The 22,776-nt window shown below is 49.1% G+C and carries 25 protein-coding genes and 1 riboswitch; of the genes, 15 read left to right on the top strand and 10 right to left on the bottom strand.

The window, feature by feature from the left end:
• Positions 1 to 387 (top strand): DUF4351 domain-containing protein (locus BM331_RS09910; protein ID WP_371265355.1); only part of this gene is annotated, 387 nt, incomplete at its 5' end.
• A gap of 329 nt (positions 388 to 716) precedes the next feature.
• Here BM331_RS09910 and BM331_RS12430 read toward each other — a convergent pair.
• Positions 717 to 797 (bottom strand): PEP-CTERM sorting domain-containing protein, encoded by an 81-nt coding sequence (locus BM331_RS12430; protein ID WP_074929239.1) that lies wholly within the window; start codon positions 795 to 797, stop codon positions 717 to 719.
• A 187-nt stretch (positions 798 to 984) separates the two neighbouring features.
• On the opposite strand from BM331_RS12430, the gene BM331_RS12275 reads away from it, so the two are divergent.
• Together BM331_RS12275 and BM331_RS12270 are read left to right on the top strand one after the other, a co-directional pair.
• On the top strand, positions 985 to 1,347 hold the full coding sequence (locus BM331_RS12275; RefSeq protein ID WP_256214894.1) for a hypothetical protein: 363 nt from the start codon (positions 985 to 987) through the stop codon (positions 1,345 to 1,347).
• 153 nt (positions 1,348 to 1,500) lie between these two features.
• Positions 1,501 to 1,635 carry a hypothetical protein gene (locus tag BM331_RS12270; RefSeq protein WP_256214893.1) on the top strand — a complete coding sequence of 45 codons (135 nt, stop codon included), beginning with the start codon at positions 1,501 to 1,503 and terminating at the stop codon, positions 1,633 to 1,635.
• Positions 1,636 to 1,701: 66 nt separating this feature from the next.
• On the opposite strand, the gene BM331_RS09900 is transcribed toward BM331_RS12270, so the two are convergent.
• The gene (locus tag BM331_RS09900) at positions 1,702 to 3,822 is read right to left on the bottom strand and encodes a S8 family serine peptidase (protein WP_074929229.1); all 2,121 of its coding nucleotides are present in this window, start codon (positions 3,820 to 3,822) and stop codon (positions 1,702 to 1,704) included.
• An 83-nt stretch (positions 3,823 to 3,905) separates the two neighbouring features.
• Positions 3,906 to 3,986, bottom strand: a riboswitch (cyclic di-GMP riboswitch).
• 221 nt (positions 3,987 to 4,207) lie between these two features.
• On the opposite strand from BM331_RS09900, the gene apaG reads away from it, so the two are divergent.
• Positions 4,208 to 4,591, top strand: coding sequence for a Co2+/Mg2+ efflux protein ApaG (apaG, locus tag BM331_RS09895; protein WP_074929227.1), 384 nt, complete (start codon positions 4,208 to 4,210; stop codon positions 4,589 to 4,591).
• Positions 4,592 to 4,603: 12 nt separating this feature from the next.
• Positions 4,604 to 5,338 carry an SAM-dependent methyltransferase gene (locus tag BM331_RS09890; protein WP_083414750.1) on the top strand — a complete coding sequence of 245 codons (735 nt, stop codon included), beginning with the start codon at positions 4,604 to 4,606 and terminating at the stop codon, positions 5,336 to 5,338.
• An 84-nt stretch (positions 5,339 to 5,422) separates the two neighbouring features.
• Here BM331_RS09890 and BM331_RS09885 read toward each other — a convergent pair whose 3' ends face one another.
• The 4 genes from BM331_RS09885 to cutA all read right to left on the bottom strand — a co-directional run bounded on the left by BM331_RS09885 (position 5,423) and on the right by cutA (position 9,868).
• Entirely contained in the window at positions 5,423 to 6,703 is a 1,281-nt protein-coding gene (locus tag BM331_RS09885) for a dicarboxylate/amino acid:cation symporter (RefSeq protein ID WP_074929223.1), read from the bottom strand.
• 179 nt (positions 6,704 to 6,882) lie between these two features.
• On the bottom strand, positions 6,883 to 7,428 hold the full coding sequence (locus BM331_RS09880) for a TlpA family protein disulfide reductase (protein ID WP_074929220.1): 546 nt from the start codon (positions 7,426 to 7,428) through the stop codon (positions 6,883 to 6,885).
• A 145-nt stretch (positions 7,429 to 7,573) separates the two neighbouring features.
• Positions 7,574 to 9,517 carry a protein-disulfide reductase DsbD gene (gene dsbD / locus BM331_RS09875; RefSeq protein ID WP_074929218.1) on the bottom strand — a complete coding sequence of 648 codons (1,944 nt, stop codon included), beginning with the start codon at positions 9,515 to 9,517 and terminating at the stop codon, positions 7,574 to 7,576.
• 12 nt (positions 9,518 to 9,529) lie between these two features.
• Entirely contained in the window at positions 9,530 to 9,868 is a 339-nt protein-coding gene (gene cutA, locus BM331_RS09870) for a divalent-cation tolerance protein CutA (protein ID WP_074929216.1), read from the bottom strand.
• A gap of 116 nt (positions 9,869 to 9,984) precedes the next feature.
• Between cutA and BM331_RS09865 the strand changes: the two genes are divergently transcribed.
• Both BM331_RS09865 and BM331_RS09860 read left to right on the top strand, forming a co-directional pair.
• Positions 9,985 to 10,179, top strand: coding sequence for a hypothetical protein (locus BM331_RS09865; RefSeq protein WP_074929214.1), 195 nt, complete (start codon positions 9,985 to 9,987; stop codon positions 10,177 to 10,179).
• A 102-nt stretch (positions 10,180 to 10,281) separates the two neighbouring features.
• On the top strand, positions 10,282 to 10,965 hold the full coding sequence (locus BM331_RS09860; protein ID WP_074929213.1) for a TIGR04211 family SH3 domain-containing protein: 684 nt from the start codon (positions 10,282 to 10,284) through the stop codon (positions 10,963 to 10,965).
• 37 nt (positions 10,966 to 11,002) lie between these two features.
• Here BM331_RS09860 and BM331_RS09855 read toward each other — a convergent pair whose 3' ends face one another.
• The gene (locus tag BM331_RS09855) at positions 11,003 to 11,878 is read right to left on the bottom strand and encodes a thermonuclease family protein (protein WP_074929211.1); all 876 of its coding nucleotides are present in this window, start codon (positions 11,876 to 11,878) and stop codon (positions 11,003 to 11,005) included.
• 125 nt (positions 11,879 to 12,003) lie between these two features.
• Between BM331_RS09855 and BM331_RS09850 the strand changes: the two genes are divergently transcribed.
• From BM331_RS09850 to BM331_RS09815, 8 genes are all read left to right on the top strand, one after another.
• Entirely contained in the window at positions 12,004 to 12,819 is an 816-nt protein-coding gene (locus BM331_RS09850; RefSeq protein ID WP_074929237.1) for an ABC transporter ATP-binding protein, read from the top strand.
• A 37-nt stretch (positions 12,820 to 12,856) separates the two neighbouring features.
• The gene (gene mlaE / locus BM331_RS09845) at positions 12,857 to 13,654 is read left to right on the top strand and encodes a lipid asymmetry maintenance ABC transporter permease subunit MlaE (protein ID WP_074929236.1); all 798 of its coding nucleotides are present in this window, start codon (positions 12,857 to 12,859) and stop codon (positions 13,652 to 13,654) included.
• Positions 13,654 to 14,133 carry an outer membrane lipid asymmetry maintenance protein MlaD gene (gene mlaD / locus BM331_RS09840; RefSeq protein ID WP_074929209.1) on the top strand — a complete coding sequence of 160 codons (480 nt, stop codon included), beginning with the start codon at positions 13,654 to 13,656 and terminating at the stop codon, positions 14,131 to 14,133. Before mlaE ends, mlaD begins: the two co-directional genes overlap by 1 nt.
• 15 nt (positions 14,134 to 14,148) lie before the next feature.
• A complete protein-coding gene (locus BM331_RS09835; protein ID WP_074929207.1) occupies positions 14,149 to 14,766 on the top strand; it encodes an MlaC/ttg2D family ABC transporter substrate-binding protein in 618 nt (205 codons plus the stop codon).
• 6 nt (positions 14,767 to 14,772) lie between these two features.
• Positions 14,773 to 15,087, top strand: coding sequence for an STAS domain-containing protein (locus BM331_RS09830; RefSeq protein WP_074929205.1), 315 nt, complete (start codon positions 14,773 to 14,775; stop codon positions 15,085 to 15,087).
• Positions 15,088 to 15,149: 62 nt separating this feature from the next.
• Complete coding sequence (locus BM331_RS09825) at positions 15,150 to 16,064, top strand: ABC transporter ATP-binding protein (protein ID WP_074929203.1); 915 nt, start codon at positions 15,150 to 15,152, stop codon at positions 16,062 to 16,064.
• The gene (locus BM331_RS09820) at positions 16,061 to 16,816 is read left to right on the top strand and encodes an ABC transporter permease (protein WP_074929201.1); all 756 of its coding nucleotides are present in this window, start codon (positions 16,061 to 16,063) and stop codon (positions 16,814 to 16,816) included. The genes BM331_RS09825 and BM331_RS09820 overlap by 4 nt, the downstream gene beginning before the upstream one ends.
• Before the next feature lie 43 nt (positions 16,817 to 16,859).
• Entirely contained in the window at positions 16,860 to 17,114 is a 255-nt protein-coding gene (locus BM331_RS09815) for a BolA family protein (RefSeq protein ID WP_074929200.1), read from the top strand.
• A gap of 55 nt (positions 17,115 to 17,169) precedes the next feature.
• Here the strand turns inward: BM331_RS09815 and odhB are convergent, their stop codons facing one another.
• The 3 genes from odhB to gltA all read right to left on the bottom strand — a co-directional run bounded on the left by odhB (position 17,170) and on the right by gltA (position 22,770).
• Positions 17,170 to 18,444 carry a 2-oxoglutarate dehydrogenase complex dihydrolipoyllysine-residue succinyltransferase gene (odhB, locus tag BM331_RS09810; protein ID WP_074929198.1) on the bottom strand — a complete coding sequence of 425 codons (1,275 nt, stop codon included), beginning with the start codon at positions 18,442 to 18,444 and terminating at the stop codon, positions 17,170 to 17,172.
• Positions 18,445 to 18,465: 21 nt separating this feature from the next.
• The gene (locus BM331_RS09805) at positions 18,466 to 21,324 is read right to left on the bottom strand and encodes a 2-oxoglutarate dehydrogenase E1 component (RefSeq protein ID WP_074929196.1); all 2,859 of its coding nucleotides are present in this window, start codon (positions 21,322 to 21,324) and stop codon (positions 18,466 to 18,468) included.
• Positions 21,325 to 21,486: 162 nt separating this feature from the next.
• A complete protein-coding gene (gene gltA, locus BM331_RS09800; protein ID WP_074929234.1) occupies positions 21,487 to 22,770 on the bottom strand; it encodes a citrate synthase in 1,284 nt (427 codons plus the stop codon).
• Between the last annotated feature and the right edge of the window lie 6 nt (positions 22,771 to 22,776).

The following is a 22,776-nucleotide window of genomic DNA, read 5'->3' as shown; positions in this document are numbered from 1 at the left end:
CGCGCATTTACTGTCTGGCTAAAACGGGTATTCTTACCCGGCAGAATGCCCAAAACCAGCTTCGATGAAATTCATGATTTACAGGAGGTACACAGTATGCTTTCAGAACGTGTCAAAGATTGGACCAAAGACTGGAAACAACAGGGAATTGAGGAAGGCAAACAGATAGGTATCCGTGAAGGACGACAAGAAGGGCGATTGGAAGGACGACAGGAAGGACGATTGGAGGGCGAAGCAGAATTTTTCTTGAAGCTGCTGGAGCGAAAATTTGGTCCGGCAGATGAAATTACCCGAGCTCGTATCAGATCTGTAGATTCACGGACCCTGTTGCACTGGGGTGAACGAATATTGACAGCACAAACCATTGAAGAAGTGTTTGCTGACTGATAACCACTTCATTCTCCTTTCTCCGTTTGCCACTATCCTGGATCGCCATGATCCCAAGGGTCTCGCGATGAACTGTCCAGCCTTGTGGGTAGGTTGGAAAAGGGCGATTCGTATTGCGAGCAGCCTTGATGGCCAAAGATGAACCTGGTCTCTATCCCTTCTCCTCCTCGACTAAAATACGTCTACTCCAGATGAAGGTTCAAGCACAGGATGACGAAGGGGGAGCAGGGTAAGAGGGTGTGGCGGTGGGGTATTGGGTGAGCGTATAAAAAAAGCGCCGGTTGTCCGGCGCTTGAGTTTTATTAATAGTTACTTATTTTTGTAATTGTTCAGGCCTGTTTACGACGGCGATTCAGGCCAAATCCCAAAAGTCCGGCACCAAACAGCAGCAGGCTGGCGGGTTCGGGTATTTCGCTTCCACCGCCACCACCACCACCACCACCACCATTCTTGCCTGTGTCATAAAAGGTAAGATGTGACAGACCATAATTCTTATCATTTTTAGGGTTGATTGGCGTGCTCCAAGTACCTGTATTGTCACCACCCTCATTCTGGAACAGGTTAAAGAAACTCCCGCCTTTGGCTACAAAGAATGTGATGACCGGGTTGCTTATGCCGGGAGCATATGACCATGTTCCAGTTCGCCCTTCTTTGCTACTGTCAAATGTAAAAGAGAACTCATCACCCGTAATGCTGGGAAATAAATCTGTATTAACTTCAGTTGTCCATGTAGCCTTTCCTTTATCATCAAATTTGATAATAACAGGTGATTGCTTGGAGTCATATTTTTCTGGAATCTTGCAATTTTTGAATCCTTATCCAAACACCCCCGAACAATCGTTGCCTGCAATTTTTTCTCCTATTAATGGTTCAGCATTTACTGTTGAAGAAAACGCTCCCCCCCCAGCAAACCAACCAGTACTAACTCATATAGTCTTTTCATTAATTTTCCCTGATTAACTTTTAACTTTAAAATATCAAATATAATTAAGCAATAATCGTGCCAAAAAAATAACCATCTGATTGATAGTTATTTTTCTGGAACTGGAGCGGAATGATGTATGTGATTGTAAAATTTTTCGACAAAAACGCCCTGCGGGAGTAGGGCGCTGAATGCTGAGAATCAAAGGTAAGAAAATGATCAGGATATTTTTATCCTGGTATTACGAGACCCTCCAGGCCGTGGCGATTACCAACGCCGCTGGATTACTGCCTGCTTCTCTGCGCTCGCAGTCACAAAGACGATAGTAGCGGCGCCGGATTGCCTTAATCCTGCAGATTGTGTCAGGACAGGATTAAGGTTATACAGCCTCCCTAATTTCTGACGCTGACAGTTTGGCTGACAAATTCACCATCCACGTTACCAGCTTCCACAGTAACAGTAAGCGTGCTGCCGCGCGGGGAACTTTCCCAGGTATTCCAGCGGTAATTCAACGAGTTGCCGTCAATAGTGGTAAGGATGTTGCCATTCACTTTCAGATTGATTTTGCGGGTGTTGTTGTCGGCTTTCACTTTGACGTTCTCAAAAAGGCTGACTTTCTGTCCATCCTTGAGATTGAACTGGTTAATTCTGGGTAAAGGCGCTTTCTGTGGATTGTTGTCGGAATTTTTTACACTGACCACCACCGGTGAGGAAGTGCCCCGATTACCGGCAGCATCAAACGCATACGTCACCAGGGTATAGTTGCCATCCGCCAGCGTGGTGGTATTCCAGGTAAAACGGTTGCCCGGTTCGGTGTCTTCCATCGTCTGCTTGCCGTTAATGTGCAGTTCTGTACGTGCCACGCCGATGTTGTCGGAAAAATTTACACTTACGGGTACGTTACCGGAGACTGTGCCACCAGTGGGAGAGGTGATGCTGATGGTCGGCGGTGTGGTATCTGCCGCCGTATTTTTTACGGTGACTTTAACCGGGGCAGAGGTGCCCTGGTTACCGGCAGCATCAAACGCATACGTTACCAGGGTGTAGCTGCCGTCCGCCAGTGTGCTGGTATCCCAGGCGAAGGCGAAAGGCGGCTGGGTATCTTCGATCGCTTTTCTGTCGTTGACGTACAGCTCTACACGCACCACGCCCTTGTTGTCAGAATAATTGACATCCACCAACACATCTCCCAACACTGTGCCTCCAGTGGGGGAAGTGATGTTGATAACCGGCGCAATGTTATCTACGTTAAATTGTGCATAAGCAGCATTCACCGCGCCGGCAGCATTAATACGCCCGTGGCCGTAGTAGGCATCATGGCCGGGATCACCGAGATCGAGAGAGGTAGTTTTGAGTATCTGATCGACATCTGCCGGGGCCAGATCCGGATTGGCAGAGAACATCAGTGCAGCGGTGGCAGCGACAATCGGGCTGGAGAAGGACGTGCCGGAAACGGAGCCGTACCCGCTGCCGCGCGTAGTGGTGTAAATACTTGCTCCCGGTGCAGCAACATCCACTGCGGGGCCGTAGCTGGACCAGCTGGCGCGTGTATCGTTACTGCCTGTTGCCGAGGCAACGATCAGCGCATCGCTGGGGGCATAACTGATATATCCGCTGGAATTGCCTGCGGAAACGACCACCACTCCTCCTTTGCTGCGCATATAGTTGGCAGCAGATTGCACAGTCAAGCTGCCGGCTGCGCCTTCATAGCTGATGTTGGCAACACGCGCGCCGTGATCAGCCGCCCAGCGAATGCCATCCGCCATGGCGCTGAAATAGGCGTAAGCGTTGGGATTGGCAATGCGTATTGGCATAATGCGTGCATTCCAGGCTACCCCAGCGCTGCCAATACCGTTATTGGCCGCTGCTGTCGCTGAACCGGCCACTTTGGTGCCGTGGCCATGTACATCGCTGGCATCGTCGTTACCATTGTAAATATTCCAGCCGGGAACCATGTTGGCGGCCAGATCAGGATGGTTACTGTCCACCCCGGTATCAAGAACAGCAATGGTTACGCCATCGCCAGTAGCAATATCCCAGGCGATAGGTGCCTGGATTTTGGGTAGCGCCCAACTGCTGTTGAATGCGGGATCAGAAACCATTTGCGCTGGGCCAACCAGTTGATCCAGCTCAACCGCCTTGAAACGGCGATCTTTTTTGAGCTTGTTCATGACCTTGATTTCATCCACGCCATCGGGCAATTCGTAAATATGCGCACTTAGTCTGCTGAGTTTACGTTTGGATTTGATGCCATGCGGTCTGATGGCCTTATCAAACTCTTTTGCGGTCAAACCGGCACGCGGAATGAGCAGCAGACGACCTTTTTTCCAATGGGAGGGAGAAGCGGCGGTTTTACTGGTTGATTCAGATCTGGCAGCTTCCAGAATATCCTTGCTTGGATTGGCATGGCTATTGCTGGAGAAGATGATCAGGAGAAACAGAAGAATTGAAAAACTGAAGCAATGATATAAGTGATCTGAAAATGGCGAATGAATTAATCTTGCATTTGACATGCGCGGCTCCTTGGAAAGATGGGTTATAACGAAGCCGACCCGCAGTACGCATACCTGTATGAAGAAAGGGAGTGGATGCGAACTTCGGCAGTCCCGCTTTCCTGATGCAATCAGGATCGGAAACTTTGCGCCCCTGCTTCACGACAGGTTGGCCTTTGTCGGTTCTACATGATGCAAGACTGGATAACGACAGTTTCAGCGCTACTCTTTATACACATTGTGCTTGGCCAGTGTTGCACTGTGCTGGATTGCTTTGCACTGCCGTGCTCGCAAAGAGCGGGGTGGAATACCCATATCAATAAATGCATACCCTACGAATTATAATTTTGGTGGTTTCGTACCAGGTTGCTTGCTGTTGCCCGCAAAATAGTGTGGAATATGCTGCATGAAAAACGACCAAAAATACAACATCAAAGTGCAAGTGCGTACTACTTATCTGCAGGATCAATCCGATCCCGCGCAGGAGCAGTATGTGTTTGCTTATACGATTACGATCAATAATATCGGCAGCGTGGCTTCGCAGCTGGTGAGCCGTCACTGGATAATCACTGGTGGCGATGGGGAGACGCGGGAGGTGCGCGGGTTGGGTGTGGTGGGAGAGCAGCCGCTACTTAAACCCGGCGAAAGTTTTGAATACACCAGCGGCACTGCGATTTCCTCAATAGCGGGTTCCATGAAAGGTTCTTATCAGATGGTGGCCGAGGATGGTTTTCATTTTTCGGTGGAAATTCCTGAATTCATTCTGAGTGTGCCGCGCGTGCTGCACTGATTTACAAACATCATGCCTGCAGACGTTATGCCTTACGGTACGCTATATCTGATCCCGACCCCGTTGGGGGAAGGCGATCTTAGCTGGATACTCCCTGCCGGAGTTCAGCAGCGAATCAGCCTGTTGGGGCGATTCATCGTCGAACATCCTAAAACAGCGCGTCATTTTCTTAAACAGGTAAATCCACTGTGCGTTGTGCAAACGCTCAAACTGGAAGTGCTGGATGAGCATACTCCCGCCGCTGAGTTGGAGGCACTACTGGCGCCATTGCTTGCCGGGGAGGATATTGGTTTGTTGTCCGAGGCAGGTTGTCCGGCGATTGCTGATCCCGGTGGGATGCTTGTCCGGCTGGCGCATCGCAGGCAGATTCGGGTGGTGCCGTTTGTTGGTCCTTCTGCAATTTTGCTGGCGTTGATGGCTTCCGGGCTGAACGGCCAGCGCTTCCGCTTTCATGGCTACCTGCCGGTTGCCCCAGAGGTGCGCAATAAAAAGATTATCCAGCTGGAAAAGGCATCCATCGCGGCGGATGAGACCCAGATTTTTATCGAAACACCTTACCGCAACCGGAAATTGCTGGAGGCGCTGGTGCAGCAATGCCATGTGGAAACGGATTTATGTGTGGCCTGTAATCTGACCCAGGCAGATGAGGTTGTCCTGACGCAAATGATCAGTGAATGGCGGCCAAGCAGCAACTGGCCGGATCTGCACAAGAAACCGACGGTATTTCTGCTGCACGGGCGGAGATAAAGAAAGCTCTGAAGTTGCTGGATCGCTTTGGCGTGCCGCTTCGGGTGTTTAGGGAATCTCTGCACGGTGATTTTCGCCTGCTTTTTAAGCAGATCTGCTTTTCATCCAGCGCTCCATAATGACGACAGCGGTGAGATCGCCTGTGACGTTGATAGTCGTGCGGCACATGTCAAGGATACGGTCAACGCCGAAAATAATACCGATACCGGCGGGAGGTACGCCGATGCCGGATAAAATGGTGGCCAGCACGACAATGCCAACGCCAGGGGTGGCGGGAGTGCCGATTGATGCACCCACGATGACGCACATCAGCAAGGCCATCTCGGTAAAACTCAGATCCACGCCGAAGATCTGACACAGGAAAATAGTAGCTACAGCCTGATAAAGTCCGGTGCCGTCCATGTTGATGGTTGCACCAATGGGGATGACGAAGCGACTGATATCTTCACTGACACCCAGGTTGTTTTCTGCGGTACGGATGGATACTGGCATCACAGCTGCCGAGCTGGAGGTTGAAAAGGCCAGCAGTTGCACTTCACGGATCGCTCGTAAAAAAGTAGTTGGTGAATGGCCACCAAATACGGTTGCTCCGAACAGATACAAACTGAGAATAATGGCCAGCCCCGATAGTACAGAGGTCATATACCAGCCAATGGCGCTGAGGGCGTCAAAGCCCAGGTGAATCATGGCGTCGGTCATCAGGCCAAATACGGCATAAGGTGCTAATGCCATGGCCCAGTCGATAATTTGCATCGCGGCGCCTTGCCCGAACTGACATAGTGCCTCAAATGGTTTTACGATCTCGCGCGGCATGGTCAGCGCGGCAACACCAAAAAAGATGGCGATGATCACAATTTTGAGCATGTCGACGTGCAAAGCTGCTTCGACAAAATTGGAAGGAATCAGACGGGTAATGCGTTGTGGAACAGTCAGTTCATCCAGTATCGGTGTGCTGGAGGTCGATATTGCATCCGTTGCCATTGCATGGGCACTGGCACCCATCATGTGTCCCGGCTGGATAAAGAGAGAGAGTGCCAGGCCGATTGTGACTGCTACAAAAGAAGTCGCTATGAAATAGGGCACGATAAATGTACCCATCTTCTTTAGCTGCCGGGGTGAGCCGCTGCTCAGAATGCCCAGTACGATGGAGCAGATGATTAGCGGAATTACTACCATTTTCAGGATTTCCAGAAATACGGTACCGGGCAGGGCAATCCATTCTGCTGCAGTGAGTGCGATTTCATTTTCCAGCAATGCAAAGCCGCCGGGGGATAATGCAAGCCCTGTGATCGTGCCTAATCCCATCCCCAATAAGATCCTTGCCCATAGCTGCTGGGCAAGCAAAGAGCGGATGGATGTGAACATTTGCTGGTATCTGGAAAATATCACGGCTAGCTTAGAATCTGTTCAATATCTCACTGGAGGGCGTATTACGGCGTTGAAATTGAACTCAAAATGTTCACTCACATACTTCAAGTATGCTCTGCTTTCTCGTTCAATTTTGCCTTGCACTGCATCACTTGATCGAAACCTTAAACAGGTTCTTACAACATTGGTTGAATGATTGTTTCGATTTGCCGTTTTTTGATTCGCCCCAGGTGGGTATCGACGATCGTGCCATTGCGATCAATTGTGACGGTAAAAGGCAGGGCGCCTTGCGGGTTGCCCATAGCTTCTGTCAGGGTAAAGGCATCGAATTCTCCGACCAGTACGGGGTAGTTAATGTTGAATTCCTTGCTGAACGCGGTTACTTTTTCGGCATTGTCTATGGCAATTCCAACGATAACCAGATCTTTCTGGTGGTATGTTGCATAGGTATCAATCAATTCCGGAATTTCATCCCGACAGGGCAGGCACCAGGTTGCCCAGAAATTGATAACAATGATTTTTCCCCGCCATTGCGACATGGCCTGGGGGATACCTTCCGGGGTGGATAACGTTGTGTTGAAGAATGTTTCTGCTGCAGCTTTCTTGACGTTATCCGGCAGGGAGGTTGTGATACCCATTTCTCTGGATTTGTAGGCAATACCAGCGGCCAGTGAAAGAATGGCAACAATAATGTAGAACGAAAACTTGTTGGGCTTGGACATAAAGGATTCCGGAAAGAAGTAGATATTTACGCGGTACAACAGATACCGGATCAATTTGGCATTTGCTGTACCGGCGCACTCAAGACGCAGCGAGTATCGCTATGTCTGCAAAATGGTGTAAGTGTGGCTGGTTGCTGTCTGGTTGTCAGAGCAGTATTGCATCCAGCACGGTAACAAAGTCTTTTTTGTCGAGGTAGCCAATAATCTTGATGTCAGGAATCTCAACTCCCTGCTTATCAAAAAACAGAATTCCAGGTGGACCGAAGAGTTTGAAACGCTTGAGCAGTTCGGCGTCATCTGCTGTTCCTTCGGTTACGTTGATCTGAACCAGTTCGACATTCTTCAAACGCGCCTGGACCTGTGGATCGGTAAAGGTGAAGCGTTCCATTTCCTTGCAGGAAATACACCAGTCGGCGTAAAAGTCGATCATGACGTAACGTCCCTGCGATTGGCGGATGAGTTCATCCAGCTCTGCAACTGTTTTTATTTGCTTGAATGGCAGGGGAGCATTCGTGCCAGCCGGGGATTCAGCAAGCTGTGCGGAAGGGGGGGATGCAGTCAGGTTAAATTTCGACAAGGGTTGCAGGACATCCCGACTGCCGGAAAGTACGCCGATGAGTAATGCCACACCGGTCAGTAATGCAATAACGCCGATCCCCTTGAGAAATTTACTGAAGCCAGAGGCCTGATTGGGTAGTGGATCAAGCGCATGCAGGTAGATGGCTGAAATGATCAGTAACGCTGCCCAGAGCAGCATGTGGACGACTTCTGTAATTACGGGAGAGATCAGCCAGATGGCCACGGCCAGCAGCAGGACACCAAAAAATTGCTGAATGGATCTCATCCACGCCCCAGCTTTAGGCAATAGCGCGCCCGCAGAAACACCGAGCAACAGCAGTGGAACGCCCATCCCCAATGCCATGACAAACAGGGCGGATCCACCTAACACTACATCACGAGTCTGGCTGATATAGATCAATGCGCCAGCCAGTGGGGCGGCAACACAGGGGCTGACGATCAGTGCGGACAGTGCGCCCATCCCAAACACGCCAGCTAGTTGGCCACCCTTGAAATGACTGGTTTCTTCCATCAGCTTGTTTTGTATGAAAGCAGGCATTTGCAGTTCGTAGAAACCAAACATGGAGAATGCCAGTGCAGTAAAGATGAGTGCGAATGTTCCCAGTACCCAGGCATTTTGCAGTGCGGTGGATAGCATGGCCCCGGATAAGCCTGCGGCAGCACCAGCTGCGGCATAAGTGATCGACATCCCCAGTACATAGGCCAGTGCCAGTATGAAGCCGCGTGTTTTCGACATTTGCTGTCCTTTGCTGGCGATGATTCCGGACAGAATTGGCAACATGGGGAATACGCAGGGCGTGAAAGCGAGCAGCACGCCAATGCCAAAAAAGCCACTCAGAATCAGCCAGAAATTGCCGCTGGCGAACAGGCGTTCTATTTTGTAGGACTCTGTTTCAAATAATGGAGCAGGTTTGGCAGGTGGTTGAAATAATTTGGCAGTGGAATCTGTGCTGGCTGCTTGTACATTGCTGCTGATGGCACTGGCGGCTGTGTCCACCATGGCCTTCAGGGCGGGCAGCAGTAGTTCATTTTCCTTGTTGATCGGCGCATAGCACACACCGATTGGTTCGTTACAACCCTGGTAGGTAGCAGAGAGGGATAGCTGCTCCGGAGCAGATGATTCGCGGCGCAGTGTGATAACAGCTTCCAGTGGCTGGTAGTACACTTCAGTATTGCCAAAGAGCTGGTCATTCTTCATTTTCCCTGATGGCAGGGTGACTTGCTCGATGTGAATCCCTTCACTCTTTGATTCAAAAACAATCTTGTCACGATAAAGATAGTAATCCCTGGCTGGTGCCAGGCGGGCAATCAGTGTGTGATCATCCTGTACTTCGAGGGACAGCTTGAATGCCTCATCCGGTGGCAGTAATTCCTGCTCGGTCTGATCGGTACTCATCCCCAGTCGTTGCAAAATACTCATCAACCCCCCGGCCTGGCTTTCTTCGGCCATGGTGTGCGTACTGATCAGGCATAGTGACAGCAAAATCAAAATGAATTTTATCCAGCGCATTGGTTATCCCGGTTAGATATCTGTTTCGGTTGTTTCATTAGCTATCCACTGTAAGTAAGCGGGTAGCCCGCTATCGAGAGGGACAGCAATAATTTCGGGGAGTTCGTAGGGGTGTTGTGATTTGATCGTTTGTTCCACGTCTTGGTATCGTTGTCGGGTAGTTTTAATCAGAACCGGTATTTCACTGGCTGTTTCAATTTGACCCTGCCAGCGATAAATTGAAGTGCATCCCTGCAAGATATTGACACATGCTGCCAGCTGCTGGTCAACCAGTATTTTTGCCAGCTTCCTGGCGCTTGCTTCATCCGGGAAGTTGGTCAGAATGAGTAAAATCCGAGATGATTCGGTCATTTCATGTGGCTTTGGGTATTGCCGCCCCGACATAATGATCTGAGTTTCTATGATATTCTATTGTAGTGTAAATGCGGTTTCTCGTGGCAATGAGCAAGATAGTGTGAGACAGTACAATGAAGAATCTGTTTTTGTTACTCCAATCCTTAATGATCATTTTTCCGATTGGTGTTTTCTTTACCTATATCATTATGGATGAAGGTGATCAGTTTACCTATGAACATTATCTGATGACGACACTGAGTTCCCTTCCCTTTTTTCTGGTGCTATTGATTAAATATTTCATATCGGGATTTGATGACAACAAGTAGCGTTAGCGTTTTCAGATCAGATTCGTATGAAAACCGGATGTTCCGGCATGCGTTAACGATGGCCGTACTATTTTGTTTCCGGAACCAGCCACTATAAGTGAAATGAGTAGACTTACCCATCTTCTGATTATTTTTGTCGTTTTTGTGTGTGTATTGCCATTGGCGGCTCAGGCTGAAAAAGGCTATGCCAGTGATCAGGTGGAAGTGTTAGTACGGACAGGCCCCAGTCATAAACATGCAATTGTGAAGGTATTGAAAAGTGGCGCTGAGCTAGAAGTACTGGAGCGCGACCGGAGCAGTGGGCATGCCAGGGTCAGGACAGCTGGCGGTGCTGAAGGATGGGTGTTAACACGGCACCTGATGACTGAACCGGCAGCGAGAGTGCTGCTCGAAGCATTAAGCAATCAGTTTTCAGGCGATGAGAATCGCCCGGATAATCCGCGTGCACAGGCTGATCTTATCAGGCATGAGTATGAAACACTGATGCAGCGGGCAACGATGCTTGAGAAGAATAACAAGCAGCTGGCGGCCGAGTTATCCAAAATAAAGCAGCTGGCTGCCAATGCTGTACAGCTTGATAATCAGAATCAGGAACTGCGACAACAAACAGATGTTTTGACGGCAAAACTGGGCAAACTCGAGCAAGAAAACCAGACGCTGGGCAAACAGGTCGAGCGAGAATGGTTTTATGCTGGAGGATTGGTACTGTTTGCCGGTTTATTTCTGGGACTGATTATTCCACGTATTCAATGGCGCAAACGGTCACGCTACAGTGATTTTTCTTAAAGGTGCCTCATCTGAAAACCAATTTTCAGAAGTGCTCTTAATACAGAATCAATGCACTCGGATGCTGAATGCGTATTGAAAAATGGTTTTTCTTGCGTGATACCCAGCCACGTACCTCCAACGGCTTATTCAGATAAGTTTCCAGACGTGGGAACAGGGCCAGATCCTGGTTGGCAATAGTGAGGTCGATATTTTTGCCGATGATAAGGCGGCTGAACCGGCGGTTACGTTTGAGTGCTGTGACTTTTACCCGGTAGCGCTGCCAGCCAAATGGTTTTTCGGTTAGTTTGACCAGTTGACGTGGCTGGTATTGCTTCATTGACCAGACCCCGAGTTTCTTTGCTTCTGCCCGTTGCTGCGCCTTGATCAGGGTATTAGCATGCAGCAGATTGGGAGATATCAGCGTGACAACAGCCAGCCCTTTTTCCACCAGAGACAGGTTGATATGTTCTCCATCCGCAAGATATAGATGAGCAAGCATTCTTTTATAATGATCTTGCGTTTGCCGATCATGTTCCAGATAAACACTGCGCCCTTGTAGTTTCCCTTGCAGCCATTTTTTTGCTTCGATCCCGCCTGGTTCTGCCGGACGAAACCGGTTCTCGATCTCGGGTGCATTCACGCCCAGCAATCTTACCCGTTTGTTATTCTCAAGCACGACAGTATCGCCGTCGATAACCCTGGCGACTCGATATTTGCTCCGTGCTGGCTGGGCGGCAAGTTGCAGAGGTTTTGCGGTTGGGGTGGGGATATCAGAATAGAGAGTTCGACCATGGGGATCGGTAGAGCGATAGATGGTGTCGGCCAGCCCCGGTTGGGTGTGCACAACAATCAGAAAGATTGTAAAAAGACAAAATTTCAGGAAAGAGAGTGACGGGTTGGGTGGTATCCGGGGGGCTCTGGTAAAATGCATGAATTGGATTATGTCAGGGGAATGTTCGGGTTGGAATATCTGTGTGGCCAGCACTGGAATCGGGGCACAACCTTGGAGATGTTACGCATGTCACTGAAATTTTGGAAGTTAAAAGACAGAAACTGATGGTTACCAGTCCATTGATTGAATTCAGGAACGTTAATTTTGCCTATGGCACCCGGCCAATTCTGAAAGGTGCTGATATGAGCATATCGCGCGGGCAGGTGGTTGCCATCATGGGAGGGAGTGGGTCAGGAAAAACGACTCTGCTGCGGCTGATTGGAGGTGAAGTCAGGCCTTCGATTGGATCTGTCAGTGTAGCGGGGCAAGTTGTACATGAGCTCGGCCGGAATGAATTATTCAAGTTGCGACGTAAAATGGGCATGCTGTTCCAGTTCGGTGCATTGTTTACCGATTTGTCAGTGTTTGATAATGTTGCTTTTCAGATGCGTGAACACACGAATTTGCCTGAATCAATGATCCGGGATCTGGTGCTGATGAAATTGCACGCAGTTGGTTTGCGCGGTGCCCAGCACCTGATGCCGGCGCAACTTTCTGGCGGAATGGCGCGGCGCGTGGCACTGGCGCGTTCTATTGCACTGGATCCTATGCTGATGATGTTCGACGAACCGTTTACTGGTCTGGATCCAATTTCATTGGGCGTGATTGGCGGTTTGATTCGCCGCCTGACCGATACACTCGGCATGACTTCCATTATGGTGACACACGACATTCAGGAGTCGCTGCGGATTGTTGATTACGTTTATTTTCTGGCCGATGGGGTGATTGCTGCGCACGGAACGCCTGATGAGGTACGTGAATCAAAAGTACCATTCGTACACCAGTTCGTTCATGGTGAAATAGATGGCCCGGTGCCCTTTCATTATCAGGCACAGCCTTATTCTCAGGATTTGGGAGTAGGCGCTGGAAGCGATGTCTGACCGGATATTGTCAGCATGAATACAGGGAGTGATCAGTTTGCTTAGACGGATCAGAATCGTTATCGAGTCGATCGGGCACAGGATGGTTGATAGTATCTGGCGACTTGGATGCGCGACCCATTTTATGCTGTTGGTATTGCTGAAATCTGTTCCCGGTTTTCTGCGTTTTCGTTTGATTACGCGTGAGATCTATTATGCCGGAGTGATGTCGCTGATTATTATTCTGGTATCCGGGCTGTTTGTTGGCATGGTGCTGGGATTGCAGGGTTATGAAACGCTGCAGAAATTTGGTTCCGAATCGGCAGTGGGAACATTGGTGGCGTTATCTCTGGTGCGCGAATTGGGGCCAGTGATTGCTGCCTTGCTGTTTGCCAGCCGGGCAGGTTCGGCCATGACTGCCGAAATCGGGCTAATGAAAGCAACCGAGCAACTGGCCGCCATGGGCATGATGGCAGTGGATCCGATCGCACGCATCGTTGCGCCGCGATTCTGGGGTGGAGTTTTTTCAATGCCGCTGCTGGCAGCCATGTTTTCTGTGATGGGTGTGTTTGGCGGCTATCTGGTGACGGTGATTTTTATCGGTGTGGACGAAGGCTCTTTCTGGTCGCAGATGCAAAGCTCGGTTGATTTCCGTTATGACATTGTAAACGGTGTCATCAAAAGCTGTTTTTTTGGTGTGGTAGTGACGGCCATTGCCGTGTTTGAGGGATTTGATGCACCGCCAACGGCAGAGGGGGTATCGGGTGCAACGACTCGTACAGTGGTCACTTCCGCGCTGGCAATTCTGGGCCTGGATTTTGTTTTAACTGCATTTATGTTCAGAGGGGTAAGCTGATGCAACGTACCATGATGGATTTTTGGGTGGGCCTCTTCGTCATGGCGGGGATTGGTGCATTGCTGATTCTGGGGTTGAAAGTAGGTAACCTTATGGATTTTCAGGCAGATAAAAGCTATGTACTGGTCGGTAATTTCGAGAATATCGGTGGTTTAAAGGTGCGTGCCCCCGTTAAAAGTGCGGGTGTGGTGGTGGGGCGTGTCACAGATATTCAGTTTAATGTGCAGACCTATGATGCGGTGGTAACCATGAAGGTGGATACACGCTACCGGTTTCCCAAGGATACATTTGCCAGCATTCTGACATCAGGGTTGTTGGGGGAGCAGTACATTGGATTGTTACCAGGCGGGGATGAGGAGATGCTCACAGATGGTGAAAAGATTATGAAAACCAACTCGGCGATTGTGCTGGAGGAAATGATCGGGCGTTTCTTGTTCGATAAGGCGTCAGAGAAAAAAGATTCGGATTCCGAAATTTGAAACAGGCGATAAAACATGAAACTATTATTTAATAAGATTATTTTTCTGGTATTACTGGTTATTGCATTCCCTGCAGCAACACAGGATGTTTCACCTGATACGCTGATCAAAAATACAGTTGATGAAGTGATTACCATACTCAATCAGGATGATGGTATCAGGGCGGGCAACCAGGACAAGGTATTGAATCTTATCCGGGAAAAAATATTGCCGCATTTTAACTTCATACGCATGACCCAGCTGGCGATGGGTAAAAACTGGTCACTTGCAGGTCCAGATCAGAAAAAATCTCTGGTCAAGGAATTTCGCACGTTACTGGTGCGAACCTATTCCATTTCGCTGACCAGCTATCGTGATGAGATCATCAAGGTCAGCCCAAGTAATGTCAACCCGCAGGATACCAGGGCAACAGTCAAGACTCAGGTGATCCAGGGGAGCGGTAAACAGCCGGTGCCGATCGACTATTCCATGGAAAAAAGTAGTAATGGCTGGAAGGTTTACGATGTAACTGTTGCCGGTGTCAGCCTGGTAACCAATTATCGGGGCACCTTTAACAGTCAGATCAGAAACGGTGGCGTGGATGGTCTGATCACAACACTTGTGGAGAAAAATACATCCATGCAGGGCAAGTAAACAGGCATGGATACGGAAACCGGCATGCGCGTGGAGGAAGGCCGTCTTTTTGTTCGTGGTCCGGTAACTTACGATAATGTAGTTGGAATCACTCGTGCAGGTGTGGCGGCAATCAAGCTGGACAATGGGGTGATCAACCTGGCGGAGGTTACCCAGGTGGATTCTTCAGCTGTCAGTATGTTGCTTGAGTGGGTGCGTGCTGCCCAGATACACGGCCGGAAAATTGAATTCATCAACCTGCCGGCAAATCTGGCTGGCCTTATCGAGTTATATGACGTAGACGCTTTAATTCCATCCGGCTGTACAGGTAAATCCGGTTGATTGGGTAGGTGCTGCCGTTCCTTTGTTTTGTTCAATAAATTCTGATTGTTTCCCGTGATGAGATGACCCCGGCTATCGAGATACAGCGGCTAGGCAAGTGCTATGGTGCGCTGGTTGCGCTGGATAATGTCGATCTGGTTATTCAACCAGGTGAGTTCTTCGCGTTGCTGGGCCCTAATGGTGCAGGTAAAACCACATTGATCAGTATCCTGGCTGGTTTAACCCGTGCAAGTCATGGAACTGCCAGTGTTATGGGGTACGATGTCTTGTCCGATTATCGTGAAGCGCGAAAAAGGCTGGGTGTGGTTCCACAGGAACTGGTGTACGATCCCTTTTTTACTGTGCGTGAGACGCTGGTGATCCAGTCAGGCTATTTCGGCCTTAAGCAAAATGATGTCTGGATTGATGAAATTCTGCACCATCTTGATCTCACAGAAAAAGCACATACGAATGTACGCACCTTGTCAGGTGGCATGAAGCGGCGTTTGTTGATCGCACAGGCGCTCGTACATAAACCTCCGGTGATTATTCTTGATGAACCGACAGCGGGCGTAGATGTGGATTTGCGTCAAAGTTTGTGGCAATTCATCCAGCAACTTAATCTCCAGGGCCATACGATTGTTCTGACTACGCATTATCTGGAAGAGGCCGAAGCCTTGTGTAATCGTGTGGCAGTGCTCAAGCAGGGAAAAATTATCGCACTTGATAGTATGCATAACCTTGTGCACAGCACGCGAGGTTACACACTGGAGTTTCGTTTGTCTTCGGAGGAATTGCCATCCGGTTTGCAGGCATGGCCAGGTAAACAGGAAGGCTGTCTGCACAGCCTGAAAATAAAGGACAGTTCAGAGATCGAGACGGCATTGTCAATTTTACGAAAATCTGGAATACAAGTGCTTGATATTAAACTGCTTCAACCTGACCTTGAGTCGGTATTCATGAAGCTTATGGAAGCTGATTCGGCAGGTGGCGCGTGACCGGTTTTTATACTCTGTTTTACAAGGAATTATTGCGTTTCTGGAAAGTCAGCTTGCAGACGATACTGGCACCAATCTTGTCCAGCCTGCTTTATCTGCTAATTTTTTCTCATGTACTTGCTAATCGGGTGCAAGTTTATGATGGTGTTACTTATGCCGTATTTCTGATTCCCGGGCTGGTAATGATGACGGTTTTGCAAAACTCCTTTGCCAATTCATCTTCCAGCCTGATCCAGTCGAAAATAACCGGAAATCTGGTCTTTATCCTGCTGTCGCCACTTTCTTACCTGGAGATTTTTCTGGCCTATGTTAGCGCTTCAACATTGCGCGGATTGATTGTTGGCTCAGGGGTATATGCTGTTGCTCTCCTGTTTTATCCATTGCCGCTGCAGTCGTTGCTCTGGGTGATATTGTTTGCGTTGCTTGGCAGTGCTCTGCTGGGGGTATTGGGCGTCATTGCCGGGATTATGTCTGACAAGTTTGACCAGCTGGCTGCTTTCCAGAATTTTATTGTGCTGCCGCTGACTTTTCTTTCTGGTGTGTTTTATTCCATCCATTCCTTGCCGCCGATATGGCAGTTCCTGTCGCATCTGAATCCGTTCTTTTACATGATCGATGGTTTCCGCTATGGTTTTTTTGGCACTTCTGACATTTCACCTTATATCAGCATGAGCGTTGTGCTGTGCTGTCTCATTGTGATTTCAGGGTGGGCATTGTGGATGCTAAAAAGTGGCTACAAAATTCGCTCATGAGTAGGATGACAACTTTTATATTATTACGAATAAAGGAGTAGTTGTGGTTACAGCAGAGTCAATCGAACATTCAATTAAAACCGGGCTGCCTTGTACCTGGATCAAGGTAATAGGGGATGACGGCCATCATTTTAGCGCTGTGATCGTCAGCGAGCAGTTTCAGGGAAAGAATATCGTCAAGCAGCATCAACTGGTTTATCAGGCGCTTGGTGACCGGATGCGCGAAGAAATCCATGCGTTATCCATGAAAACCTACACGCCCGAACAGTGGGAAACTGCAAAAAAATCAGCTGATTGATTGTATAGCTGTTTCTGATTGTGTCAGTCCGCCCAAGGTGGATAACATGGTTTCCTCAATCATCAAATAACGGGCTGGCCGGGTATTCCAGTGCTTCCTTCATGGCTACCAGTGACAATACCGCTTCGCGTCCGTCGATGATGCGATGATCGTAGGAAAGTGCGAGGTAATTCATTGGCCGGATGACAACCTGGCCGTTCTCAGCAACAGGGCGCGGTTTGGTGGCATGGATACCCAGAATGGCGCTTTGTGGCGGATTGATGATCGGCGTGGAGAGCATTGATCCGAATACGCCGCCGTTGGTAATGGAGAAGGTACCACCTGTCAGCTCTTCTATTGTCAATTTTCCATCTTGTGCCCGCTTGGCCAGATCAGCAATTTGTTTTTCAATTTCGGCAAAGGTGAGTTTGTCGGCATCGCGAATGATCGGCACAACCAGGCCGCGCGGGCTGGCCACGGCAATACCGATATCGTAATACTCATGATAGATGATGTCGTTTCCATCCACCGATGCGTTGATGATGGGGAATTTTTTAAGCGCTGCAACGGCTGCCTTGACGAAAAATGAAGTAAAACCGAGTTTGATACCGTGTTCTTTCTCAAAACTGACCTTGTAACGGGCACGTAAATCTAGAACTGCCTGCATGTTGACTTCGTTGAATGTCGTCAGAATGGCAGCTGTGGACTGGGACTGTACCAGCCGTTCAGCGATACGTATGCGCAGGCGGGTCATGGGTACGCGCTTTTCTTGTCGTTCCGATTTTTCTGCATGAATTGTACTGACGGCTTGATCAACCTGTGAATCTGGTTGCTGATTGGTGCTGGCAGCAGCGCTACTCTTCTTGTTTGCAATGTGATTTAGTACATCTTCCTTGATAATCCGCCTATCACGGCCAGTGCCTTGTATGGCTGTTATTTCCTCGGTAGTCAGATCATTTTCGTCTGCAACTCTTTTTGCAGCCGGCATAAGCGGGCGGCCTGGTTGTGGTGACACGTCGTCGGTCTTATCAGCTGCTGGCTGTTCAGGATCGGTAGCGGATTCAGGCTGAGCGGTTTGTACGGCTTGCTGTGGGGCTGTTTTCGAGCCTTTTGCTGCAGTGTCGATACGGGCGATAATTTCTCCACTGGTGACGACAGATCCATCATTTTTGACGATTTCAGCCAACACGCCTGATTGCGGGGCGGGGAGCTCCAGAACAACCTTATCTGTTTCAATATCAATCAGATTTTCACCGCGTTCAATATGTTCTCCCTGTTTTTTAAGCCAATTGATCAGCGTACCTTCTGTCACTGATTCTGAAAATACGGGGACTTTGACTTCTATCAGCATGATAATTTCTCCATAACCTTGTCAGATTGTGTCGCGAAATGCTGCTTCAATTAATTCTTTTTGCCTGAATCTGTCCATTGCAAGATACCCGACCGAGGGGGAAGCAGATGAGGGTCGGAGTGCGTACCCCAGTTTTTGATCTGATCGCATGTGACGCAGCAAGTAGTGTTGGATACGGTGCCAGGCACCCTGGTTACCCGGTTCTTCCTGGCACCAAAGAATTTCTTGCGTGTATGCATAGTGATTGATTTCCGCCTGAAAATCCTCGTGCGGGAACGGGTAAAGCTGCTCCAGCCGGATGATGGCCATATTGGTGATGGCATGTTCACGTCTATAGGCGATCAGCTCATAGTATATTTTTCCGCTGCAGACGATCAGACGCTTTATTTTCTCTGCTGCAAATGTTTCTGTTTCGGAGATAATCGGCTGAAATTGGTCGTTTGCCAGTTCTTCCAGAGATGAAACTGCTTCCTTGTGACGCAGCATACTTTTTGGGGTAATGACGATCAGCGGTTTACGTATCGGCCGGATCATCTGTCGCCGGAGTAAATGAAAGATCTGTGCTGGTGTGGAGGGGATACATACCTGGATGTTGTATTCAGCACACAGCTGCAGAAATCGTTCCAGGCGTGCAGAGGAATGTTCTGGCCCTTGTCCTTCATAACCATGCGGCAATAATAAAACCAGCCCGCACAGACGCCCCCACTTGGCTTCACCTGAAGCGATGAACTGATCAATCACAACCTGAGCGCCGTTAGCAAAATCTCCAAACTGCGCTTCCCAAATGACAAGTTCATCCGGACGTGCCGTGGCATAACCATATTCAAAACCCAGCACTGCTTCTTCTGAGAGGATTGAATCAATCACAACAAAATCAGATTGTTGGGGGGTGATATAGCGCAGAGGAATATATATGCCATCTTCCCATTGATCTTGTTCACGGTTCTGATCATGCAGGACGGCATGGCGGTGAAAAAATGTGCCTCGTCCGCTATCCTGTCCGGAAATACGCACCGGATAACCTTCTTTCAGCAAAGCGGCATAGGCCAGGCTTTCGGCCATCCCCCAATCAAGCGGTAAGCTACCTTCACCCATTTTTCGCCGATCTTCAATCACTTTTTCAACCCTGGGGTGTAATTGGAACGTGGCTGGAATAGCGGTTAGGCGCTCCGATAGATGTTTCAGATCTTCGATAGGTACACCGGTTTTTACCGGTTGATTCCATTTTGTGGGAGATACGAAAGGCGCCCAGTTGGCTGTATTGGGTGATTTGTAGTCGTAGCAGATCGTGGTGTTAGGGTTGCGGCCTTCGTCCATGGCATCCTGATAGGATTGCACCATGGCTTCTGCATCGGCTTCCTCAATGACACCCTGTTGGATGAGCCGGTCAGCATAGAGTTTACGAATGCCCGGGTGTTGATGAATAACACGGTACATGGAGGGCTGGGTGACCATGGGCTCATCTTGCTCGTTATGGCCCAGTTTGCGGAAACAAACCAGATCAATTGCGATGTCTTTGCGGAACTGCATACGAAAATCAAGCGCTATTTCAGTTGCCAGTATGACTGCGTCCGGATCATCTCCGTTGACATGCAGAACCGGCGCATCAATCATCTTGACGACATCTGTGCAATACAGCGTGGAGCGGCTATCACGCGGATCTGAGGTAGTGAAACCAATCTGGTTATTGATGACGATGTGAACCGTTCCGCCTGTACCGTACCCCCGTGTTTGTGACAGATTCAGTGTTTCCATGACAACACCCTGTCCGGCGAAAGAAGCATCACCGTGGATTAGCACCGGAACAATCAGATCGCCATTTTTATCACCAATCCGATGCTGACGTGCGCGTGCGGAGCCTTCCACCACCGGATTGACGATTTCGAGGTGTGACGGATTGAATGCAAGCGCCAGGCGCATAACACCACCCGGCGTCATAACCGCGGAAGAAAATCCCTGGTGATATTTGACATCGCCGGAAGTCAGCTCCTGCGGTTGTTTGCCTTCAAATTCCTGAAACAGCTCGGAAGGCATTTTTCCTAGCGTATTGACCAGTACGCTTAAGCGTCCGCGATGAGCCATTCCCATGACAATTTCCTGTACACCTGCTGTTCCTGCGTGTTGCAGCAGTTTATCCAGCATCGGGATAAGGCTTTCATTGCCTTCCCCGGAAAAGCGTTTCTGGCCAACGTAACGAGTGTGTAGATATTGCTCCAGACCTTCTGCAGCGGTCAATCGCTCAAGAATATGGCGCTTGTATTCCGGGGTGAAATTGGGCTGGGAGCAGACGGATTCAAGCCGGTTTTGTAGCCAACGCTTTTGTTTCACATCCGTGATGTACATGTACTCCGCGCCAATGCTGCCACAATAGGTTTGCTGCAATCTATGTAAAATTTCCCGCAAGGTGGCATGTTCCGGGCCGACAAGAGAACCGGTATGAAATACCTTGTCCATGTCTACGTCAGTTAGCCCATGAAATTCCGGGTCAAGCTCGGGAACATCCTGTTTTTGCTGCAAATTGAGCGGGTCAAGGTTAGCCCTGCGCACACCCAGGAAGCGGTAGGTGTTGATCAGTTGCAGAACAGCAATTTGTTTACGTTCCTGTACTTCAAAGTCAATAGCTTGCTGTTCTGTCTGTTTTGAGGGGGTGCCAGAAAGGGAAGATTCATGTCGTGCAGCAGATCGAATCAGTGACTCGATAACCGGAGTATGGGAAATGTCCCGGATGGAAATACTTTCTGTTGGCTGCAGTGAGTCGAAATACAAGCGCCATTGATCCGGTACGCTGGTTTGATCTTCCAGATACTGGTCATAGAGCATTTCGATGAATGCTGCATTGGTACCGAACAGTTTTGAATCTTCTAAAAGTTGTTTTATCACGATAGCCACCTGAAGCCTGTGAAATTACCGCAACATATTTTCCGGGGGGCAAAGAAAAAGACAAATGGCGAGGTATGGGTAATCTGCTGCTTGTCTTTTATTCTTGCCAGCTGTAGCCGTCAGGCTTGTAAGTTTCCTGTTGATCAGATATGGCCATGGTTATTATGGTACATCTCTGCGCGGGGTTCCAACGTACAATTGGCGGGGTCTGCCTATTTTCTGTTCCGGATCAGAGATCATCTCGTTCCACTGTGCAACCCAGCCAACGGTACGTGCGGTAGCAAAAATGGCAGTAAACATGGATGTTGGAATACCCAGTGCTCGTTGTACGATTCCCGAGTAGAAATCAACATTGGGGTACAGCTTTCTGGTAATAAAGAAATCATCTTCCAGGGCGATTCTTTCCAGCTCCAGTGCAAGCTTGAACAGCCGGTCATTATGCAGCCCCAGTTCATCCAGTACTTCGTGGCAGGTTTCGCGCATCAGTGTGGCGCGCGGATCAAAGTTTTTGTAGACCCGGTGGCCAAAGCCCATCAGGCGGAAAGGATCATTCTTGTCCTTGGCGCGGGTGATATATTCATTGATGCGTGAAACATCTCCGATTTCTTCCAGCATATTGAGGCAGGCTTCATTCGCACCACCATGTGCCGGACCCCATAAGCAGGTAATCCCGGCAGAGATGCAGGCAAATGGATTGGCACCGCTTGAGCCCGCCAGACGGACTGTTGATGTGGAAGCATTTTGTTCGTGATCCGCATGCAGAATCAAAATACGATCCAGTGCCCTGACAATGACCGGGTTGGGAACATATTTCTCGGCTGGTGTGGCAAACATCATGTGCAGGAAGTTTTCCGTAAAGTCCAGATCATTACGAGGATAGATGAAAGGTTGACCGATATTATATTTATAGGCAATTGCCGTAATGGTTGGCAGTTTGGCAATCAGACGAAATATAGATTGTTCGCGATGTGGTGCATCAGAAACATCCATGGCGTCATGATAAAAAGCAGACAATGCACCCACCACACCAACCATGACAGCCATGGGATGCGCATCGCGGCGAAATCCGCTGAGAAACTTGATCATTTGCTCATGCAGCATCGTATGGTTTTTGATGTTATTGACGAATTGCTTTTTTTGGTCAGCTGTAGGCAATTCTCCATTCAGCAGCAGATAGCTGACTTCCATGAAGTCACAGCGGGTGGCCAGTTGTTCGATCGGGTAGCCGCGATACAGCAGGATACCCTGATCGCCATCAATGAATGTAATGGCTGATTTGCAGCTAGCGGTGGATACAAATCCGGGATCGTAGGTGAACATATTGCTTTGAGCGTATAACGAGCGAATATCAATAACATCAGGACCCTCATTACCGGACAGAATGGGTAGTTCAATTGTTTTCTTGTTTTCACCCGGTGACAAAGTGGCAACATCTTGTGGGGGCATAATTTT

The organism is Nitrosomonas eutropha, from assembly GCF_900116685.1.
Taxonomy (GTDB): domain Bacteria; phylum Pseudomonadota; class Gammaproteobacteria; order Burkholderiales; family Nitrosomonadaceae; genus Nitrosomonas; species Nitrosomonas eutropha_A.
The sequence above is the reverse complement of the archived record's forward strand: the minus strand, read 5'-3'. Positions and strand labels throughout refer to the sequence as shown.

Coding starts and splice junctions, on each gene's coding strand:
- BM331_RS12275 (WP_256214894.1), top strand. CDS start 985: ATGACCGGGTTGCTTATGCCGGGAGCATATGACCATGTTCCAGTTCGC.
- BM331_RS12270 (WP_256214893.1), top strand. CDS start 1,501: ATGCTGAGAATCAAAGGTAAGAAAATGATCAGGATATTTTTATCCTGG.
- BM331_RS09900 (WP_074929229.1), bottom strand. CDS start 3,822: ATGTCAAATGCAAGATTAATTCATTCGCCATTTTCAGATCACTTATAT.
- apaG (WP_074929227.1), top strand. CDS start 4,208: ATGAAAAACGACCAAAAATACAACATCAAAGTGCAAGTGCGTACTACT.
- BM331_RS09890 (WP_083414750.1), top strand. CDS start 4,604: ATGCCTGCAGACGTTATGCCTTACGGTACGCTATATCTGATCCCGACC.
- BM331_RS09885 (WP_074929223.1), bottom strand. CDS start 6,703: ATGTTCACATCCATCCGCTCTTTGCTTGCCCAGCAGCTATGGGCAAGG.
- BM331_RS09880 (WP_074929220.1), bottom strand. CDS start 7,428: ATGTCCAAGCCCAACAAGTTTTCGTTCTACATTATTGTTGCCATTCTT.
- dsbD (WP_074929218.1), bottom strand. CDS start 9,517: ATGCGCTGGATAAAATTCATTTTGATTTTGCTGTCACTATGCCTGATC.
- cutA (WP_074929216.1), bottom strand. CDS start 9,868: ATGACCGAATCATCTCGGATTTTACTCATTCTGACCAACTTCCCGGAT.
- BM331_RS09865 (WP_074929214.1), top strand. CDS start 9,985: ATGAAGAATCTGTTTTTGTTACTCCAATCCTTAATGATCATTTTTCCG.
- BM331_RS09860 (WP_074929213.1), top strand. CDS start 10,282: ATGAGTAGACTTACCCATCTTCTGATTATTTTTGTCGTTTTTGTGTGT.
- BM331_RS09855 (WP_074929211.1), bottom strand. CDS start 11,878: ATGCATTTTACCAGAGCCCCCCGGATACCACCCAACCCGTCACTCTCT.
- BM331_RS09850 (WP_074929237.1), top strand. CDS start 12,004: ATGGTTACCAGTCCATTGATTGAATTCAGGAACGTTAATTTTGCCTAT.
- mlaD (WP_074929209.1), top strand. CDS start 13,654: ATGCAACGTACCATGATGGATTTTTGGGTGGGCCTCTTCGTCATGGCG.
- BM331_RS09835 (WP_074929207.1), top strand. CDS start 14,149: ATGAAACTATTATTTAATAAGATTATTTTTCTGGTATTACTGGTTATT.
- BM331_RS09830 (WP_074929205.1), top strand. CDS start 14,773: ATGGATACGGAAACCGGCATGCGCGTGGAGGAAGGCCGTCTTTTTGTT.
- BM331_RS09825 (WP_074929203.1), top strand. CDS start 15,150: ATGACCCCGGCTATCGAGATACAGCGGCTAGGCAAGTGCTATGGTGCG.
- odhB (WP_074929198.1), bottom strand. CDS start 18,444: ATGCTGATAGAAGTCAAAGTCCCCGTATTTTCAGAATCAGTGACAGAA.
- gltA (WP_074929234.1), bottom strand. CDS start 22,770: ATGCCCCCACAAGATGTTGCCACTTTGTCACCGGGTGAAAACAAGAAA.